The organism is Streptomyces scabichelini (assembly GCF_011045015.1).
In the GTDB taxonomy this organism is placed as follows: Bacteria; Actinomycetota; Actinomycetes; order Streptomycetales; family Streptomycetaceae; genus Streptomyces; species Streptomyces scabichelini.
Genome location: NZ_JAAKZY010000206.1, coordinates 1 through 17,758, shown reverse-complemented (window position 1 = coordinate 17,758; position 17,758 = coordinate 1). Strand labels below are relative to the sequence as shown.

Annotated in this window: 18 protein-coding genes; 10 read left to right on the top strand and 8 right to left on the bottom strand. The window is 70.7% G+C overall.

What is annotated here, in order from left to right; genetic code table 11:
- Window positions 1-108 precede the first annotated feature (108 nt).
- The gene (locus G5C60_RS40535; RefSeq protein WP_165267412.1) at window positions 109-927 is read right to left on the bottom strand and encodes a SigE family RNA polymerase sigma factor; all 819 of its coding nucleotides are present in this window, start codon (window positions 925-927) and stop codon (window positions 109-111) included.
- 288 nt (window positions 928-1,215) lie between these two features.
- Here G5C60_RS40535 and afsQ1 point away from each other — a divergent pair, with 288 nt between their 5' ends.
- The 5 genes from afsQ1 to G5C60_RS40510 all read left to right on the top strand — a co-directional run bounded on the left by afsQ1 (window position 1,216) and on the right by G5C60_RS40510 (window position 5,103).
- The gene (gene afsQ1 / locus G5C60_RS40530; protein WP_165267410.1) at window positions 1,216-1,893 is read left to right on the top strand and encodes a two-component system response regulator AfsQ1; all 678 of its coding nucleotides are present in this window, start codon (window positions 1,216-1,218) and stop codon (window positions 1,891-1,893) included.
- Window positions 1,890-3,485, top strand: coding sequence for an ATP-binding protein (locus G5C60_RS40525; RefSeq protein WP_165267408.1), 1,596 nt, complete (start codon window positions 1,890-1,892; stop codon window positions 3,483-3,485). Before afsQ1 ends, G5C60_RS40525 begins: the two co-directional genes overlap by 4 nt.
- Window positions 3,482-4,111 (top strand): hypothetical protein, encoded by a 630-nt coding sequence (locus tag G5C60_RS40520; RefSeq protein ID WP_165267406.1) that lies wholly within the window; start codon window positions 3,482-3,484, stop codon window positions 4,109-4,111. The genes G5C60_RS40525 and G5C60_RS40520 overlap by 4 nt, the downstream gene beginning before the upstream one ends.
- Before the next feature lie 124 nt (window positions 4,112-4,235).
- On the top strand, window positions 4,236-4,787 hold the full coding sequence (locus tag G5C60_RS40515; RefSeq protein ID WP_165267404.1) for a VanZ family protein: 552 nt from the start codon (window positions 4,236-4,238) through the stop codon (window positions 4,785-4,787).
- Between the two features lie 112 nt (window positions 4,788-4,899).
- Complete coding sequence (locus G5C60_RS40510; protein WP_165267402.1) at window positions 4,900-5,103, top strand: PspC domain-containing protein; 204 nt, start codon at window positions 4,900-4,902, stop codon at window positions 5,101-5,103.
- Window positions 5,104-5,178: 75 nt separating this feature from the next.
- Here G5C60_RS40510 and G5C60_RS40505 read toward each other — a convergent pair whose 3' ends face one another.
- Window positions 5,179-5,559, bottom strand: a complete 381-nt coding sequence (locus G5C60_RS40505) for an ATP-binding protein (protein ID WP_165267400.1) — start codon at window positions 5,557-5,559, stop codon at window positions 5,179-5,181.
- Between the two features lie 162 nt (window positions 5,560-5,721).
- Complete coding sequence (locus G5C60_RS40500; protein WP_165267398.1) at window positions 5,722-6,837, bottom strand: adenosine deaminase; 1,116 nt, start codon at window positions 6,835-6,837, stop codon at window positions 5,722-5,724.
- 113 nt (window positions 6,838-6,950) lie between these two features.
- Here G5C60_RS40500 and G5C60_RS40495 point away from each other — a divergent pair, with 113 nt between their 5' ends.
- A complete protein-coding gene (locus G5C60_RS40495; protein ID WP_165267396.1) occupies window positions 6,951-7,712 on the top strand; it encodes an alpha/beta hydrolase in 762 nt (253 codons plus the stop codon).
- Between the two features lie 103 nt (window positions 7,713-7,815).
- Here G5C60_RS40495 and G5C60_RS40490 read toward each other — a convergent pair whose 3' ends face one another.
- Window positions 7,816-8,769 (bottom strand): LysR family transcriptional regulator, encoded by a 954-nt coding sequence (locus G5C60_RS40490; protein ID WP_165267394.1) that lies wholly within the window; start codon window positions 8,767-8,769, stop codon window positions 7,816-7,818.
- A gap of 62 nt (window positions 8,770-8,831) precedes the next feature.
- On the opposite strand from G5C60_RS40490, the gene G5C60_RS40485 reads away from it, so the two are divergent.
- Window positions 8,832-10,136 carry an MFS transporter gene (locus G5C60_RS40485; RefSeq protein ID WP_165267392.1) on the top strand — a complete coding sequence of 435 codons (1,305 nt, stop codon included), beginning with the start codon at window positions 8,832-8,834 and terminating at the stop codon, window positions 10,134-10,136.
- A 265-nt stretch (window positions 10,137-10,401) separates the two neighbouring features.
- On the opposite strand, the gene infB is transcribed toward G5C60_RS40485, so the two are convergent.
- The 4 genes from infB to rimP form a co-directional block, all read right to left on the bottom strand.
- Window positions 10,402-13,569: a translation initiation factor IF-2 gene (infB, locus tag G5C60_RS53835; RefSeq protein ID WP_165267390.1), complete on the bottom strand. Its 3,168-nt coding sequence runs from the start codon at window positions 13,567-13,569 to the stop codon at window positions 10,402-10,404.
- A 145-nt stretch (window positions 13,570-13,714) separates the two neighbouring features.
- Complete coding sequence (locus G5C60_RS40475; RefSeq protein WP_165267413.1) at window positions 13,715-14,008, bottom strand: DUF448 domain-containing protein; 294 nt, start codon at window positions 14,006-14,008, stop codon at window positions 13,715-13,717.
- Window positions 14,009-14,110: 102 nt separating this feature from the next.
- On the bottom strand, window positions 14,111-15,121 hold the full coding sequence (gene nusA / locus G5C60_RS40470; RefSeq protein WP_165267388.1) for a transcription termination factor NusA: 1,011 nt from the start codon (window positions 15,119-15,121) through the stop codon (window positions 14,111-14,113).
- A gap of 2 nt (window positions 15,122-15,123) precedes the next feature.
- Window positions 15,124-15,621, bottom strand: a complete 498-nt coding sequence (gene rimP / locus G5C60_RS40465) for a ribosome maturation factor RimP (protein ID WP_165267386.1) — start codon at window positions 15,619-15,621, stop codon at window positions 15,124-15,126.
- A gap of 187 nt (window positions 15,622-15,808) precedes the next feature.
- On the opposite strand from rimP, the gene G5C60_RS40460 reads away from it, so the two are divergent.
- The 3 genes from G5C60_RS40460 to G5C60_RS40450 form a co-directional block, all read left to right on the top strand.
- Window positions 15,809-16,369, top strand: coding sequence for a hypothetical protein (locus G5C60_RS40460; protein WP_165267384.1), 561 nt, complete (start codon window positions 15,809-15,811; stop codon window positions 16,367-16,369).
- The gene (locus G5C60_RS40455) at window positions 16,366-16,860 is read left to right on the top strand and encodes a DUF4439 domain-containing protein (RefSeq protein ID WP_165267382.1); all 495 of its coding nucleotides are present in this window, start codon (window positions 16,366-16,368) and stop codon (window positions 16,858-16,860) included. Before G5C60_RS40460 ends, G5C60_RS40455 begins: the two co-directional genes overlap by 4 nt.
- A gap of 27 nt (window positions 16,861-16,887) precedes the next feature.
- On the top strand, window positions 16,888-17,758 hold an 871-nt coding region (locus G5C60_RS40450), incomplete at its 3' end, for an aminoglycoside phosphotransferase family protein (protein ID WP_165267380.1).

The window sequence follows — 17,758 nt, the reverse complement described above, 5'->3', positions numbered from 1 at the left end:
CCCCTGTACTGCTCCCCCGTTGCCCTGTCCGCCGCCTCCCCCCAGCGTGACGAACAGCCCCCGTGTTCCCCCGTACTTTCTTTCCCCCGTTGCCCTCGGGCGGGCCTGTCAGGCGACAAGCTCCCCGAAGGACTCCTCCTCGTCACGGCCGAAGCTGAGGACCTCGTCCTCGCGCAGCCGGCGGAGCGACCGCCAGATGCTGGACTTCACCGTGCCGACACTGATGTCGAGGATCTCCGCGATCTCCGGGTCCGTGCGGCCCTCGTAGTAGCGCAGGACCAGCATGGTGCGCTGGAGTTCGGGCAGCCGGGCGAGCGCCTGCCACAGGACGGCGCGCAGCTCGGTGCCGCGCATCGCGTCCGTGTCGCCGGCCGTCTCCGGCAGTTCCTCGGTCGGGTACTCGTTCAGCTTGCGGCGGCGCCACGCGCTGATGTGCAGGTTGGTCATGGTGCGGCGGAGGTAGCCCCCGACCGCGGCCTTGTCGCTGATCCGGTCCCAGGCCTTGTACGTCGAGAACAGCGCGCTCTGCAGCAGGTCCTCGGCCTCGAAACGGTCACCGGTCAGGTGGTAGGCGGTGGCGTACAGGGAGGCGCGGCGCTCCTGGACGTAGGCGGTGAACTCCGCCTCCGACACCGAGCGACGCTCCCCCGAGCCCTCCCCGTACGCAGATCCCCCGTGCGTTTCCCCGGCGCTACCCACAGCGGCTGCCGCCGCGGGCCCCACCAGATGTGCGTCAACCACCGTCATGTACGACCCGGTGTGCTGACGCCCGGTGCCGCGAGCGCACCCCCGCCCTCCCCCACGCTCGAATACGCTCGCGTGGGAGGGACCCCCATCGGCCCCGGACTTCTCGCTGTTCCGCGTGACGTCGTGGAGACGCGTGACAACTGCGACCGCGCTAGTGCTGGTGCTGTGCAGCGTGTTCATCTCGCGCCCCCCGTCGTGGAGTTCCGGTTCTCTGTCCTGCTGTGCGGTGCTTCTCTGCGGTGCTTCCTTGCCTGTGCCGAAAAGCTTGCCTACGCGACTTCATGACGGTGTCAGCCGACTGTCACAGGCGTGCAACAGGGGTTGGGCCAAGGAGCGGCACAGGTTGATCACAGAGAAGCGTCGTACGGCTACTCATTCGGTATCTCGGATGACCACTCGTATGGGTGAGATGTGTGGGAGCGCTCCAGGAGTCGATACGGCGCCATGTCATGGGACAGAATGACGTCCGTGCCTTCCCTGTTGCTGATCGAGGACGACGACGCCATCCGAACGGCCCTGGAGCTGTCGCTGACGCGCCAGGGGCACCGTGTGTCCACCGCTGCCACCGGCGAGGACGGTCTGAAGCTGCTGCGCGAGCAGCGGCCGGATCTGATCGTGCTGGATGTGATGCTGCCCGGCATCGACGGGTTCGAGGTGTGCCGGCGCATCCGGCGCACGGACCAGCTGCCGATCATCCTGCTCACTGCCCGCAGCGACGACATCGACGTCGTGGTCGGGCTGGAGTCCGGGGCCGACGACTATGTCGTCAAGCCGGTGCAGGGGCGGGTGCTCGACGCCCGTATCAGGGCCGTGCTGCGGCGCGGCGAGCGTGAGGCCAACGACTCGGCGACGTTCGGCAGCCTGGTGATCGACCGTGCGGCGATGACGGTCACCAAGAACGGCGAGGATCTGCAACTGACGCCCACCGAGCTGCGGTTGCTCCTGGAGCTCAGCCGCCGCCCCGGGCAGGCGCTGTCCCGCCAGCAGCTGCTGCGTCTGGTGTGGGAGCACGACTACCTCGGTGACTCACGGCTCGTCGACGCCTGTGTGCAGCGGCTGCGCGCGAAGGTGGAGGACGTGCCGTCCTCGCCGACGCTGATCCGTACGGTGCGCGGCGTGGGCTACCGGCTGGACACTCCTCAGTGACAAACCCGCAGGGCACCCTCCGCGGCTGGGCCGCGGCACGCAAGAAGATACTGGCGGGTCTGCGTTTCACGAGTCTGCGGCTGCGCCTGGTCGTGGTGTTCGGGCTCGTCGCGCTCACCGCGGCGGTGTCGGCGTCGGGAATCGCGTACTGGCTCAACCGTGAGGCCGTGCTGACCCGTACGCAGGACGCGGTGCTGCGCGACTTCCAGCAGGAGATGCAGAGCCGTGCGAGCACGCTGGCGGTGCATCCGACGCAGGACGACCTGGAAAACGTCGCACGCCAGATGGCGAACAGCCCTCAGGGGTTCAGTGTGCTGCTGATCGCCGAGAACGAGGCGGGCCGGACCGTCGTCGGCAACTCCGACCTGGACGACTTCTCTCTGGAGGATGTGCCGAAGTCCCTCCAGAAGGCGGTGAACAGGGAGCAGGACCTCACCTCGAGCAACAAGTACCCGTACCACCTGTACTGGCAGCGGATCGTCGACGGCGGCAATCCGTATCTCGTGGGCGGCGCGAAGGTGATCGGCGGCGGGCCGACCGGCTACATGCTCAAGTCCCTTGAGCCGGAGGCCAAGGACCTCAACTCGCTGGCCTGGTCGCTGGGCATCGCGACCGGGCTCGCGCTGATCGGCTCGGCGCTGCTCGCGCAGGCGGCAGCGACGACCGTGCTCAAACCGGTGCACCGCCTGGGCACGGCGGCCCGGCGGCTCGGCGAGGGCAAGCTGGACACCCGGCTGCGGGTGTCGGGCACGGACGAACTCGCGGATCTGTCACGGACGTTCAACCGCACGGCGGAGTCGCTGGAGAAGCGGGTCGCGGACATGAGCGCGCGCGAGGAGGCGTCCCGCCGCTTCGTGGCGGACATGTCGCACGAGCTGCGCACGCCGCTGACCGCGATCACGGCCGTGACCGAGGTCCTGGAGGAGGAGCTCGACGCGGAGACCGGCAGCGTCGACCCGATGATCGAGCCCGCCGTACGGCTCGTGGTCAGCGAGACGCGGCGCCTGAACGACCTCGTGGAGAATCTGATGGAGGTCACCCGCTTCGACGCGGGCACGGCCCGGCTCGTCCTGGACGACGTCGATCTCGCCGACCAGATCACGGCGTGCATCGACGCGCGCGCCTGGCTGGACGCGGTGGACCTGGACGCCGAGCGCGGCATCCACGCCCGCCTGGACCCGCGCCGCCTGGACGTGATCCTGGCGAACCTCATCGGCAACGCGCTCAAACACGGCGGCTCTCCGGTGCGCGTGTCCGTGCGCGAGGAGGGGGACGACGTGCTCATCGAGGTGCGCGACCACGGCCCCGGCATCCCCGAGGAGGTCCTCCCGCACGTCTTCGACCGCTTCTACAAGGCGAGCGCCTCCCGCCCGCGCTCCGAGGGCAGCGGCCTGGGCCTGTCCATCGCCCTGGAGAACGCGCACATCCACGGCGGCGAGCTCACCGCCGCGAACTCTCCCAAGTCGGGAGCGGTGTTCACCCTGCGGCTGCCCCGCGACGCCTCCGCCCTGAGGGACCAGGAGGACCGCGAGAACCGGGAGAGAGACGGCAGGTCCCGTGAGGGCGACGGTTCCAAGGGGGAGACACGATGACCGTACGCAGCTCATGGGGCGTACGTCGGCTGCGTACCGCCCTCCTCGCCGTGCCGTTGCTCGCCGTGACGCTGGCCGGGTGCGGGATAAGGCCGACCGAGGTGCCGACCGAATTCGGGCCCGCGCCGTCGCGGCTGTCCTGCACGGCGACAGGCCCCGGCCTTGGTACGCAGTCCTCGGGCGGGATCCTCGTCCAGGTGTTCCTGCTCTGTTCCTCGCAGCTGGTGCGGGTCGACCGGACCGTACGCATCAGCGACGGAACGACGGAGACGGACCGTGTACAGGCCGCGCAGGCGCTCCTGGACGAGCTCACCGCGCAGCCGTCGGAGACCGAGCGGCAGGCGGGCTACACGACGGACGTGCAGGAAAGCCTGACGGTCGGCGGGCCGCGCCCGGACGACCCGGAGGACACGCTCCGGCTGAGCACCGAGCCCGCCGCCCTGACGTCGTACGCGCTGGCCCAGATCATCTGCACGTTCAGCGCCTCGGCCGCCGCCTCCGACGGCGGCGCGGTCACCCTCGGCGGCCCCGGTACGGACCCCGCGCGCCGCTACGAGTGCACGGCGGAGGTCCGCTCCCGGCCGGGCACCGAGACCCCGCCGTCGACGGAGGTCGGCCGGCCCTGAGGCCGTCCCCGAGTCCGCAGCGGGGCCTGACGGGGGCGGGGCTTGTGGCGCACGCCTCACCCGTGTGACCCAAGCTCTCGCGACACACGGAACCGATCCTGCCGAAGGCCGCGTCTTGGGGGTCGTGCAGCGTCAAGGCTCAAACGGCGGCAGCGCCGCGATCCGCATCCGTGCGGCGGGAGGTGTTCTTCTCGTCGCACATCTCGCGCTCGTCGCCTGGCTCACGCTGCGTCCCCTGGACGTGCCGTGGGTGAGCGCCGCGAACCTGCGTCCGTTCGCGAGCATCAGAGCCGATCTGGCCCTCGGCCCCGAGGCGGCGGCCCGCAACATCGGCAAGGGGCTGCTGCTGCTCGCTCCGATCGGCGTACTGCTGCCCATGGCCGGCGGCAGACTGGCCGCCTCCCCGCTGCTGTCCCTGCTCCGTACGGTGGCCGCGGGCGCCCTGCTCTCCATGGGCATCGAACTCCTGCAGACCGGGATCCCCGGCCAGGTCGTGGACGTCGACTCGCTGCTCCTCAACACCGTGGGAGTGGCCCTCGCCCATATGGCGGTCGTCCCCGCCGTGCGCGCCGTGCTGCGCCGCCGGGACGAGACGCGCCGCCACGCCGCCCTCCATCGGGAGGAAGCGGCTCAGGGTCGGACCCCGACGATTCCCAGGGTCGGGATCGCCCCGTAGAGCGACGCTTTGCCCCCTTCGTGTTCGTAGCGTGGAAGGCAGATGAGGCAGCCGGAAGGGAGGCCTCGGACCGACGCTCGGCGAGTGAGCCGAACAACACGAAGGAGCCGTGATGAACCGCCTTGCCCGCCCCACCAACGACCGGATGATCGGCGGAGTGTGCGCTGCGCTGGCACGGCGCTTCGGCACGTCCGCGACCACGATGCGCGTGATCTTCCTGGTGTCCTGCCTGCTGCCCGGCCCGCAGTTCCTGCTCTACATAGCGCTGTGGGTCCTGTTCCCCTCGGAGGGCAAGGCGGCTCGTACGGCCTGGTGATCCACGCACCCGCACGCACATACGCCGATGGGGCGCCCCCGAATCGAGGAGGCGCCCCATCGGTGCGTACGGTGCTCAGCCCAGAGGAAGCCCCTTCACGGGCAACCCCTTCGTGGCCGCCCCCTGGAGCGGCACGCCACCGATCAGCCCGCCGGGCACGCTGCCGGTCAGGCGCTTGGTGGGCAGGGCCGGGTTCTGGGTGAGGGCGCGGTCGGCGGCCGCCTGGGGGGCGCTCAGGCCGCCTGCGAGCGCCTCCTGGCCCGGGGCAAGCGACTCTGCGCCACCGCCGGGCAGCGTCTTGGTGGCTTCGCCCACCGGCAGCATCGAGGTGACGGTACCCACGGTCTCGGCAGCGTCGGGCACGGCCGGGGCCGCGTTGGCGGCACCCGCGCCGGCGGCGGCGAAGGCGGCACCGAGAGCGGCGACACCGAGGGTCTTGGCAGCAGACTGCTTCATCTTCGTCCTTGCGCTGTGACGGGATTCGAGCGTTCCAAAACCGTAATCACGTGGGAGCGCGCCCGGCAAACATCGAAAAGCGGCCGAATCGATATACGTCCGGCCGCTTTCCCTACAAAACGATCAATCCTGCTCGACCACAGAACCGCAGGTCAAAGGGGCCTACTGGAACAGCCATTCGGCCTTCAGCTCCGCATAACCGGGCTTGATCACGTCATTGATCATCGCCAGCCGTTCATCGAAAGGAATGAACGCCGACTTCATCGCATTGACCGTGAACCACTGCATGTCGTCGAGCGAATAGCCGAAAGCGTCGACAAGGTGCTCGAATTCCCGGCTCATGCTGGTGCCGGACATCAGCCGGTTGTCGGTGTTCACGGTCGCCCGGAAATGCAGCCGCCGCAGCAGCCCGATGGGGTGCTCGGCATACGAGTCGGCGGCGCCCGTCTGGAGGTTGGAACTGGGGCACAGCTCCAGCGGGATGCGCTTGTCGCGTACGTACGAGGCGAGGCGGCCGAGCTTCACGGAGCCGTCGCCGCCGACGTGGATGTCGTCGATGATGCGCACGCCGTGACCGAGCCGGTCGGCGCCGCACCACTGGAGGGCCTGCCAGATGGAAGGCAGCCCGAAGGCCTCGCCCGCGTGGATCGTGAAGTGGTTGTTCTCCCGCTTCAGATACTCGAAGGCGTCCAGGTGACGGGTGGGCGGGTAGCCGGCCTCGGCGCCCGCGATATCGAAGCCGACGACGCCCACGTCGCGGTAGCGGTTGGCGAGTTCGGCGATCTCCAGGGCGCGCGCGGCATGCCGCATGGCGGTCAGGAGGGCGCCGACGCGGATCCGGTGGCCGCTCTCGCGGGCGCGCTGCTCGCCTTCCCGGAAGCCCTCGTTGACGGCCTCGACGACCTCTTCGAGAGTGAGCCCGGCTTCGAGGTGCTGCTCGGGCGCGTACCGGACCTCGGCGTAGACGACGCCGTCCTCGGCGAGGTCCTGGGCGCACTCGGCGGCGACCCGCACCAGCGCCTCGCGCGTCTGCATGACGGCACAGGTGTGCGCGAAGGTCTCCAGGTACCGCTCCAGGGAACCGGAGTCGGCGGCCTCCCGGAACCAGATGCCGAGCTTTTCGGGATCGGTCTCGGGGAGGTTCTTGTACCCGGTCTCGCGGGCGAGGTCGACGATCGTGCCGGGGCGCAGGCCCCCGTCGAGGTGGTCGTGCAGCAGGACCTTGGGGGCCCGGCGGATCTGGTCCGCACCGGGAGTGTGCTGGTGCTGGCTCGTCATCTTCGAACCATATCTCCTACGCGCGTAGAACTCTTCTTCGGCAGATCCGTCGATACGCAACGGTGACCCTGCGGACGGGTGGCGTACACCCTTCCTTCTGACAATGTTCTGTCATGGCACAGCAAGCGACGCCGGTTCGCAGGGCCCGGCTGGGGCGGGCGCTCGGCACGGAACCGACGGCGGTGAGCGGTGTGGTGCTGCTGCTGCCGGGCGGCGAGGAGACCTCCGGCCGCAGACCGTCACCGATGCTGGCGACCGCCTCCGTACGCGCGCTGGGGCGCCGCCTCACGCGCGCGGGACGTACGGACGGCCTGGTCACGCACGTGGTGCACTACAGATTTCGCGGCTGGAACGGCAGCGAGGCGCATCTGGCGCACGACGCCTCCTGGGCCGCCGACGAGGTCGTGCGCCGCTACGGAGACGTGCCGGTGTGCCTCGCCGGGGTGGACATGGGCGGCCGGGCGGCGCTGCACGCCGCCGGGCACACGGCCGTCAACTCCGTGCTGGCGCTGTCACCTTGGCTGCCCGAGGACGATGTCGCGGTGTCGCCGGAACCGGTGAAGCAGCTCGGCGGGCGGCGGGTTCTGATCGCGCACGGCACGATGGACACGCGCAGTGACCCGGAGTTGTCCTTCCGGCTCGCGGCGCGCGCGAAGAAGGCGAACCGGGACATCTGCCGGTTCGAGGTGCACTCCGACGGGCATGGGCTGTCCCAGCATCGGGAGGAAGTTCTCGCGCTTGCCGAGGACTTTGTGATGGGGGCGTTGTTCGGGCGGGGGTTTTCCCGGCCTGTGGAGGATGCGTTTGCGGCTCCGCCTCCGTTGGGGTTGCGGATGCCGCTTGCCTCCGGCTTTGGGAAGTCCCTGCGCCGTTAGGGGCTTGGCACGGTGGGTGGGTGCGGGTTGTTTGGGGCTGGTCGCGCAGTTCCCCGCGCCCCTGAAGGGGCGCCTCAGCGGAACATACTCTGGACAGTCGCCCTCAGTCCGGGAGCAAGTTGCCCCTCCTCGACAGCAGGAACCTTTTGAACGCCGCCACCGGCGGTGTGTCCGGGTGGCCGTCCAGCCAGGCGACGCCGATTTCGCGGGCCGCGCGTGGGGCCGTCACCGTCAGCTCCACAACTCCCGGGCGGGGTACGGCCGGTGGGGGCAGGAGGGCGACTCCGAGACCGGCTGCCACCAGACCCCGCAGGGTCTCGGCCTCCTCGCCCTCGAAGGCGATGCGGGGGCGGAAGCCGGCCTCCTTGCAGAGGTCGTCGGTGATGCGGCGCAGGCCGTAGCCGGGTTCCAGGGTGACGAAGGTCTCGTCGGCGGCCTCGGCGAGGCGGACGCGCTTGCGCCCGGCGAGACGGTGGTCGGCGGGGACCACGAGGCGCAGCTTCTGCTCGTCGAGGCGGCGGGCCACAAGGTCGGGGGCGTCCGGCACGGGTGAGGTGAGGCAGAGGTCGAGTTCGCCCGAGCGCAGCCGCTCGATCATCGCCTCGCCGTAGTTCTGTACGAGGCTGAAGCGGACGCGCGGATGGTCGGCCCGGAAGGCGCGGATGAGCCCGGGCACGGTTTCGGAGCCCATGGTGTGCAGAAAGCCGAAGGCGACCTTGCCGGAGGTGGCGTCGGCGTCGGCCCGTACCGCGTCGGCCGCCCGCTCGATCTCGGCGAGCGCCCGCTCCACCGAGCCGAGGAACGTACGCCCGGCCGGCGTGAGCGAGACCGTACGGCCCCTGCGGGCGAACAGGTCGACGCCCAGGTCCTGTTCGAGGCGGACCATGGCGCGGGACAGGGTCGACTGCGGGACCTGCATCTCCTGCGCGGCCCGCGTGACGTGCTCGGTGCGGGCGACCCCCGCGAAGTACGCCAGGCGTGGGGCGAGCAGCGCGACGATGTCTTCTGTGTCACTGGATGGTGACAGGTGGGGCTCTGACCTTTGCTGATGCTTCATGGGAACGATTATGGCGATTCCATGCATTGGACGGATGAGGGGCCGGCCTTTAGGTTCGAGGCATGCCTTCCGCCAGTACCGAGGCGTCCACCACGGTGGGCGCCGCCTCGACCGTTTCCACCGCTTCCAGCACGTCCACCGCTTCCACCACCGACTCCCGTATGGCCCCGGGCGGCCCCGGCTACCGCCGGATGAGCTTCGCCCTGTTCCTCGCGGGTGTCGCGACCTTCGCGCTGCTCTACTCCACGCAGGCCCTTCTGCCGCTGATCTCCAGTGACTTCGGGGTGACGGCGGGTGCGGCGAGCTGGACGGTGTCGGCGGCGACCGGCGCACTGGCTGTGTTCGTCCTGCCGATGAGCGCGCTGTCGGAGCGGTTCGGGCGGCGTACGGTGATGACGGCGTCCCTGGCGATCGCGGTGACCGTCGGTCTGCTGGTCCCCTTCGTCCCGTCGGTCGGCGCGCTGATCGCGCTGCGGGCAGTGCAGGGCGCGGCGCTGGCCGGGCTGCCGGCCTCCGCGACGGCGTATCTGGCGGAGGAAGTACGTCCGAAGGCGCTCATCACCGCGATCGGCCTGTTCGTCGCGGGCAACAGTGTCGGCGGCATGAGCGGCCGGGTCATCACCGGCTGGGTCGCGCAGGAGTGGGGCTGGCGGGTCGCCGTCGGCGCCATCGGGGTCGTCGCGGTGGCGTGCGCGGTCGCGTTCCGGCTGCTGCTTCCGGCGCCGAAGCACTTCAAGACGGGGTCGCTGCGGCCGAGGGTCCTTGCCCGCACGGTCCGCGCCCATCTCTCGAATCCGCTGCTGCGCCGCCTGTACGCGATCGGCGCGCTGTTCATGACGGTCTTCGGCGCCGTCTACACGGTGATCGGCTACCGGCTGACCGACGCTCCGTTCTCCCTGCCCCAGGGCATCATCGGCTCGATCTTCCTGGTCTACCTGGTCGGTACGGTCTCGGCGTCGACGGCGGGCAAGCTGGTGGGCCGCCTTGGGCGCCGGGGCTCCCTCTACCTGGCGGGCGGTACGACGACAGCGGGTCTGCTCCTGTCGCTGGCGGACTCGCTGCCGCTGGTCCTGCTCGGCCTGGTCCTGATCACGGCGGGCTTCTTCGCCGGCCACGCAGTGGCCTCCTCGTCCGTGAGCCACACGGCCAAGGAGGGCCGCGCCCAGGCTTCCGCCCTCTACCAGTCCGCGTACTACGTCGGCTCCAGCGCGGGCAGCACGCTCGGCGCGATCGCGTTCCACTCGGGTGGCTGGGCCGGGACGGTGGCGCTCGGGCTGCTGGCGGTGATCGGGGTCGTGGCGATCACGGTCGTCGGGTCGCATGCGGCTCGGGTGCAGGCGCGGCGGGGGCCGCTGCCGGTGCACTGAGGCCGGGTTTTCCACGCGGGCCGGGGCGGCGTCGGGGTTGTTTCGCCCCCGCCGCCCCTACCCATTCCCGTCCACTCTCTGGGGCTTCGCCCCAGACCCCACCAGGGGGCGAAGCCCCCTGGACCCCGTTTCGGGGGCCAGCCCCCGGCCCCCCGGTCCTCAATCGCCGGACGGGCTGAGATTCAGCCCGTCCGGCGATTCCCCAGGAACGGCAAGGTTGGCCGGCGGGGAACATCTCCCCGCCGGCCAACCTCAAGCACCCGTGTTACCCGCGGGGCTTCTCACGCATCTCGTACGTCGCGATGACGTCGTCGACCTTGATGTCGTTGAAGTTGCCGAGGTTGATACCGCCCTCGAACCCTTCGCGAATCTCGGTGACGTCGTCCTTGAAGCGACGCAGACCCTCGATGTTGAGGTTCTCCGCGATGACCTTGCCGTCGCGGATGAGGCGCGCCTTGGTGTTCCGCCTGACCTCGCCGGAGCGGATGAGAACACCCGCGATGTTGCCCAGCTTGGACGAGCGGAAGACCTCGCGGATCTCCGCCGTACCGAGCTCGACCTCTTCGAACTCCGGCTTGAGCATGCCCTTGAGGGCCGCCTCGATCTCCTCGATCGCCTGGTAGATGACCGAGTAGTAGCGGACGTCCACACCTTCGCGCTCGGCCATCTGCGCCGCGCGGCCTGCCGCACGGACGTTGAAGCCGATCACGATGGCGTCCGAGCCCATCGCCAGGTCGATGTCCGACTCCGTGACCGCACCGACGCCGCGGTGCAGCACCCGGATGTCGACCTCTTCGCCGACGTCCAGCTGGAGCAGGGACGACTCGAGAGCCTCGACGGAACCAGAAGCGTCACCCTTGATGATCAGGTTCAGCTGCTGGACCTCGCCGGCCTTGAGCACCTTGTCCAGGTCCTCGAGCGAGACGCGACGCGTGCGCTTGGCGAACGCGGCGTTGCGCTCACGGGCGGCGCGCTTCTCGGCGATCTGACGGGCCGTACGGTCCTCGTCCACGACGATGAAGTTGTCGCCCGCACCCGGGACGTTGGTCAGGCCCAGGACCTGGACCGGCGTCGCCGGACCGGCTTCCTCGACGTTGTTGCCGAGGTCGTCGTGCATAGCACGGACACGGCCGTACGCGTCGCCGACCACCATCGTGTCGCCCACGCGCAGCGTGCCGCGCTGGACGAGGACGGTCGCCACGGCACCACGGCCGCGGTCGAGCCGGGACTCGATCGCGATGCCCTGCGCGTCCTGCTCCGGGTTGGCCCGCAGGTCGAGCGAGGCGTCCGCGGTGAGGACCACGGCCTCCAGCAGGGAGTCGATGTTCAGCCCCTGCTTGGCGGAGATGTCGACGAACATCGTCTCGCCGCCGTACTCCTCGGCCACCAGACCGAACTCGGTGAGCTGGCCGCGCACCTTGGTCGGGTCCGCGCCCTCGACGTCGATCTTGTTGACCGCGACCACGATCGGCACCTCGGCCGCCTTGGCGTGGTTCAGCGCCTCGATCGTCTGGGGCATCACACCGTCGTTGGCCGCCACCACGAGGATCGCGATGTCGGTCGACCGCGCACCACGGGCACGCATGGCGGTGAACGCCTCGTGACCCGGGGTGTCGATGAAGGTGATCTTGCGCTCTTCGTCGTTGACCTCGGTCGCGACCTGGTAGGCACCGATGTGCTGGGTGATGCCGCCGGCCTCGCCCGCGATGACGTTCGTCTTGCGGATGGCGTCGAGCAGTCGGGTCTTACCGTGGTCGACGTGACCCATGACGGTCACCACCGGCGGACGGGAGACGAGCATCTCCTCGCCGCCCTCGTTCTCGCCGAACTCCAGGTCGAAGGACTCGAGCAGCTCGCGGTCCTCCTCCTCGGGGCTGACGATCTGAACCGTGTAGTTCATCTCGTCGGCGAGGAGCTGCAGCGTCTCGTCGGAGACGGACTGCGTGGCCGTGACCATCTCGCCGAGGTTCATCATCACCGCGACGAGCGACGCCGGGTTGGCGTTGATCTTCTCCGCGAAGTCGGTGAGGGAGGCACCGCGCGACAGGCGAATGGCTTCGCCGTTGCCGCGAGGCAGCATCACGCCGCCGACCGACGGGGCCTGCATGGCCTCGTACTCCTGGCGCCTCTGCCGCTTCGACTTGCGGCCACGACGCGCGGGACCGCCGGGACGACCGAAGGCGCCCTGCGTGCCACCACGGCCACCCGGACCACCGGGACGACCGCCGAAGCCGGGACGGCCACCGCCGCCGCCGGGACCACCGGGACGACCGGCGAAACCGCCGCCACCGCCACCGGGACCACCCGGACGACCGGCGAAGCCGCCGCCACCGCCACCGGGACCACCCGGACGACCGGCGAAGCCGCCGCCACCCGGACGACCGCCGCCACCGCCACCGGGACGGCCACCGCCACCGGGACCGCGGCCACCAGGACCACCGCCGCCGGGACGCGGGCCGGCAGCCGGACGCTGCGGCATCATGCCGGGGTTCGGACGGTTGCCGCCGGGACCACCGGGACCACCGCCGGGACGCGGGGCCTGCGGACGGGGCATGCCGCCCGGGCTCGGACGACCGCCGCCCGGACCGCCCTGCGGACGCGGAGCGCCGCCGGGACCGCCCTGCGGACGGGGACCGCCCTGGCCTGCGCCCTGCGGACGCGGGCCGCCGCCCGGGGCACCTTGGCCACCGGGGCCGCCGGGACCGGGGCGTGCACCGCCCGGACGGGGCGCCTGCGGGCGCGCCATGCCGGTGGAGCCACCAGAGGTGAACGGGTTGTTGCCCGGACGCGGGCCGGCCGGACGTCCGCCCGGACGTCCGCCCTGGCCGCCGGGACGCGGAGCGCCCTGACGGTCACCGCGGTCACCGCGGTCGCCACGGCCCTGGCCGCCCTGCGCGGGACCGCTCGGACGAGCACCCGGCTTCGGGGCGCCCGGACGGGCACCACCAGGACGCGGACCCGAGGGAGCCGCGGGACCGGAGGATGCCGCGGGACCGGAGGATGCCGCGGGAGCCGACGGAGGCGCCGTGAACTCGGGCGCGGCCGGAGCCGGAGACGCCGGAGCGGGCTTCGGCGCGGGCGCGGGCTTGGGCCCCGGAGTCGGACGCGGAGCCGGAGTAACCGGTCCGCCTGCCTCCGGAGCCGCGGGCTTCTCCGCGGCCGACGGCTTCGGGGCCGGCGGGCGCGGGGCAGCCGGACGGGCGGCCTGCGCCGGAGAGGGGGTGGCCGGCTTGGCGGGCGCGGCCTTGCGCGGGGCGGGCTTGCCGCCGCCGTTGCCCTGCTGGAGGGCGTCAGTCAGTTTGCGTACTACGGGCGCCTCGATCGTCGAGGACGCAGATCGGACAAATTCACCGAGTTCTTGGAGCTTGGCCATGACGACCTTGCTCTCAACCCCGAACTCCTTGGCGAGTTCGTATACCCGGACCTTAGCCACTTCGCTCCTTTTAGGTCCGGGTTGGTCCGGACCGTCGCTACTTCATGGGCGTACTCATCGCGTGCTCATCGAGTGCTCATCGCAATCTCGACCTACTTCCAACTCGCGGGGTACCAGGGCCGCACGGGGTTCCGTGCGACACGTCTTACGGTGTTGCCTTCTCAGCAACGGTCTTCTCGACGGCTTGGCGCAACGCCTTTGTGTCGAGCGGACCCGGGGCACGCAGCGCCCGTGGGAACGCCCGGCGGCGGACCGCCAGATCGAGACAGACCAGGGCGGGGTGCACATAAGCACCCCGGCCGGGCAGCGTACCGCGAAGATCGGGGACGCAGTCGCCCTCGATCGCCACGATACGCAGCAGATCGCTCTTGGCCGCTCGCTCCCGGCATCCCACACACGTACGTTCAGGGCATGCGCGGGCTTGCGTCCGGCCAGACACAATCAAGTCTACCTCCCCGCACCGACCTCACCCCTTTGGGGCAAGAATCGAACGGTTGCCGCGTATAAAGCTGACGTGATCACAGCGCCTCGGAGGCGTGATCTATTCCCCCGCCGGCTGTCCCGCCTGCTCCCCCGTCTGCTCCGTGTCCGGGCGGATGTCGATCCGCCAGCCGGTCAGCCGGGCGGCGAGCCGGGCGTTCTGCCCTTCCTTGCCGATCGCCAGGGACAGCTGGTAGTCGGGCACCGTCACGCGCGCGGAGCGAGCGGCGAGGTCGACGACCTCGACCTTGGAGACCCGGGCCGGGGAGAGCGCGTTGGCCACCATGTCGGCCGGGTCGTCGGACCAGTCGACGATGTCGATCTTCTCACCGTTCAGCTCGGCCATGACATTGCGCACACGACCGCCCATGGGACCGATACAGGCGCCCTTGGCGTTCAGACCCGACCGGGTGGACCGGACGGCGATCTTCGTGCGGTGTCCGGCCTCGCGGGCGATCGCGGAGATCTCGACCGAACCGTCGGCGATCTCCGGCACTTCGAGAGCGAAGAGCTTCTTCACCAGATTGGGGTGCGTCCGGGAGAGCGTCACGGAGGGCCCGCGAACACCCTTCGCCACCCGGACGACGTACGACCTCAGCCGCATCCCGTGCTGGTACGTCTCACCGGGGACCTGCTCCTGCACCGGCAGGATGGCCTCCAGCTTGCCGATGTCCACGAGGACGTTCTTCGGGTCGCGGCCCTGCTGGACGACGCCGGTGACGATGTCGCCCTCGCGGCCCGCGTACTCGCCGAGCGTCGCGTCGTCCTCGGCGTCCCGCAGGCGCTGCAGGATGACCTGTTTGGCGGTGGTGGCGGCGATGCGGCCGAAGCCGGTCGGGGTGTCGTCGAACTCGCGCGGCTCCTGGCCCTCTTCGAGGTCCTCGGGGTCCTCCTTCGCCCACACGGTCACGTGGCCACTGTCGCGGTTGAGCTCCACGCGCGCGTGGCGACGGCTTCCCTCGGTGCGGTGGTAGGCGATGAGGAGGGCCGATTCGATCGCTTCGACCAGCAGGTCGAAGGAGATCTCTTTCTCCCGTACCAAGCCCCGCAGGGCGCTCATGTCGATGTCCACGGCTACGCCTCCTCTTCCTTCTTGTCCTTGCGGCTGAACTCGACCTGGACGCGCGCCTTGGCGATCTCCTCGAAGGCGAGCCTTCTGACGGTTGCCTTGCGCCCCTTCACGCCGGGCACTTCGAGGTCCACGCCCTCGTCATCCACTTCGAGGATCCGGGCGACAAGCTCGCCGCCCTCGGTCAACTGGAACTTCACCAGGCGTTCGGTGGCACGCACGTAATGACGGTGTTCCCTGAGCTCCCGCTCCGCACCGGGGGTTCCCACTTCGAGGGTGTACTCGTCCGCGCCCATCGCGTCCGTCTCGTCGAGCTTCGCCGAGAGCACGCGGCTCACATCGGCGATCTGGTCGAGGTCGGCACCTTCGTCGGAATCGACGACGACGCGCAGCACACGCTTACGCCCGACCGAGTCCACTTCGATCTCCTCGAGATCGAGTCCCTGGGAGCTTACGAGCGGTTCCAGCAGTCCTCGCAGCCTCTCGCTCTGGGTGGTGCTCATCCGGGTGACTCCTCGGCCGCGTGTGCTGTTGTGGGTAGGTCGCGTGTCAGGTCAAAGGGTATCCGGTCCATGAGGGTGTTGCCGTCCACCGGCCGCACCGCGGGTTACCTTGATCCAGGGCAGGCGAGACACCCGGATACCCGGTCGCCGCCCTTCCTTTCGTACGAGCCTGCTGAGGACGTCTGCCGTGCCGTTCACCCTGCCGTCGCGCTTCCCCTCGGGGCCGCGCCGAAGGAGCCTGCTCGCCGGAGCCGCCGGTGCGGGCGCCGCGTTGCTCGCGGGCTGCTCCGGCCCCGACTCCGCTTCCGAGAACACCGAGGAGAGCGATTCCGCCGCCGATGGGGCACGCGCGCGTGCGGCACGCGACAGCGAGAGGCTCGCGGCGCGGTACGCGGCCGTGCTCGACGCGCATCCGGCGCTGGCCGAGCGGTTGTCGCCGCTGCGGGCGGAGGTCGTACGGCACGCGAAGGCGTTCGGGGACGGGAAGCCGGCCTCTTCCGGTCCCAGTGCTCCGGCCGCTCCGCCTGCTTCGGCCGCCGCGTCCGCCTCGCCGTCGGCGAGCGCTTCGGCCGGCGTGCCGGCCCGGGAGGAGGACGCTCTCGCTGAGCTGGCCTCTGCCGAACGGGCGTTGGCGGACCGGCGTACAAAGGCGCTTGTGGAAGTGCCGGGAGAGCTGGCTCGGCTGCTGGCCTCGGTGGCGGCGGCCGGTGCGGTACACGTGTACTTGCTGACGGAGGGCGAGAAGTGAGCGGTTTCCGGACTTCCGGGAGTTCCGGGAAGGCGAAGGCGTCGGGAGAGCTGAAAGCCGTACAGGCCGCGCTCGGTGCCGAGCACGCCGCCGTGTACGGGTACGGGGTCGTGGGCGGAAAGGTGAGCGAGGAGCGGCGGGCCGAGGCGCAGGCGGCGTACGACGCGCATCGCGCCCGGCGCGACGAGCTCGCGCGGGTCGTGCGGGACCTGGACGGGAAGCCGTCACCCGCGGCGGCCGCCTACGCGCTGCCGTTCCCGGTGTCCGACTCGGACGAGGCCGTCCGGCTCGCCGCCGAGGTGGAGGAGCGGGTGGCCGGTGTGTACTCGGACCTCGTGCGGGCCGCCGAGGGCGAGCGGCGGCGCGACGCCGCTCGGGCGCTGCGGGAGGCGGCGGTACGGGCGGCGCGCTGGCGCGGCGGGAGCGTAGCCTTCCCTGGTCTCGCCGAGCGGGCCGCCACGTCCGCGGCACCGACGACACCCCACACGTAACGCACACCGGAAGGGAACGACTCGCGTATGGCTTTCGAACCGCCGCAGCGTCTCGTCAGGGCGCTCGGCGAGACGGCACCGGGCGGTGACGACTGGCTGGAGAAGCTGCCCGAGGCGGCTCAGCAGGCCGTCGCGCTACGCGAGTTGACCGTGGAACGGGTGCAGGTGCCCGGAGGGCGCAGCAGTCTCGTGCTGCTGGTGCGGCTGCCGGACGGTACCCCCGCCGTCCTCAAGCTCGCGCCGCCCCGCGCCCGGCCGGAGAGCGAGCGGGCGGCGCTCGCGCACTGGGACGGACGGGGCGCGGTACGGCTCCTGGAGTCCTCCGGTCCCCCCGGTCCCTCCGGCATCGGGGGCGTTCTGCTCCTGGAGCGGCTGCATCCGGATGTGTCGGTGCGGTCGCTGCCCGAAGCGAAGTCGATGCTGGAGGCGGCCGGGACGCTGCGGCGGCTGTGGGTCGAGCCGCCCGCCTGGCACACCTTCGAGACCGTGGCCGAGCGAACGGGGCGGCAGGCCGAGGCGATGCGGGCGAGCGTCGACGCGGAGGCGCTGCCGCTGGTCGACGCGGCGTTGGCGGCGCGGGACGCCCTGCTGGTGGCTCCGCCGGAGTCGCGGCTGCTGCACGGCACGTTCCGGCAGAGCAAGGTGCTCGCCGGTGAACGCAGCCCGTGGCTGGCCGTGGGCCCCGATCCCGTCGTCGGCGAGTGCGCCTTCGACCTGGCCCGCCTGATCCGCGACCGCGTCGAGGACCTGATCGCCTCGCCCTCCGGGGCCGCGACCACGCGCCGCCGGGTGAAGCGGCTCGCGGAGTCCTTGGACGTGGACCAGGAGCGGTTGCGGGGGTGGACGTTGTTCCGTGCCGTCGAGTCGGGGGTGCGGGCTCGGCGGCACGGAACAACGT

Coding starts and splice junctions, on each gene's coding strand:
- rimP (WP_165267386.1), bottom strand. CDS start 15,621: ATGAGCACCACCCAGAGCGAGAGGCTGCGAGGACTGCTGGAACCGCTC.
- G5C60_RS40520 (WP_165267406.1), top strand. CDS start 3,482: ATGACCGTACGCAGCTCATGGGGCGTACGTCGGCTGCGTACCGCCCTC.
- G5C60_RS40535 (WP_165267412.1), bottom strand. CDS start 927: ATGAACACGCTGCACAGCACCAGCACTAGCGCGGTCGCAGTTGTCACG.
- G5C60_RS40485 (WP_165267392.1), top strand. CDS start 8,832: ATGCCTTCCGCCAGTACCGAGGCGTCCACCACGGTGGGCGCCGCCTCG.
- G5C60_RS40490 (WP_165267394.1), bottom strand. CDS start 8,769: ATGAAGCATCAGCAAAGGTCAGAGCCCCACCTGTCACCATCCAGTGAC.
- G5C60_RS40505 (WP_165267400.1), bottom strand. CDS start 5,559: ATGAAGCAGTCTGCTGCCAAGACCCTCGGTGTCGCCGCTCTCGGTGCC.
- G5C60_RS40510 (WP_165267402.1), top strand. CDS start 4,900: ATGAACCGCCTTGCCCGCCCCACCAACGACCGGATGATCGGCGGAGTG.
- G5C60_RS40500 (WP_165267398.1), bottom strand. CDS start 6,837: ATGACGAGCCAGCACCAGCACACTCCCGGTGCGGACCAGATCCGCCGG.
- G5C60_RS40495 (WP_165267396.1), top strand. CDS start 6,951: ATGGCACAGCAAGCGACGCCGGTTCGCAGGGCCCGGCTGGGGCGGGCG.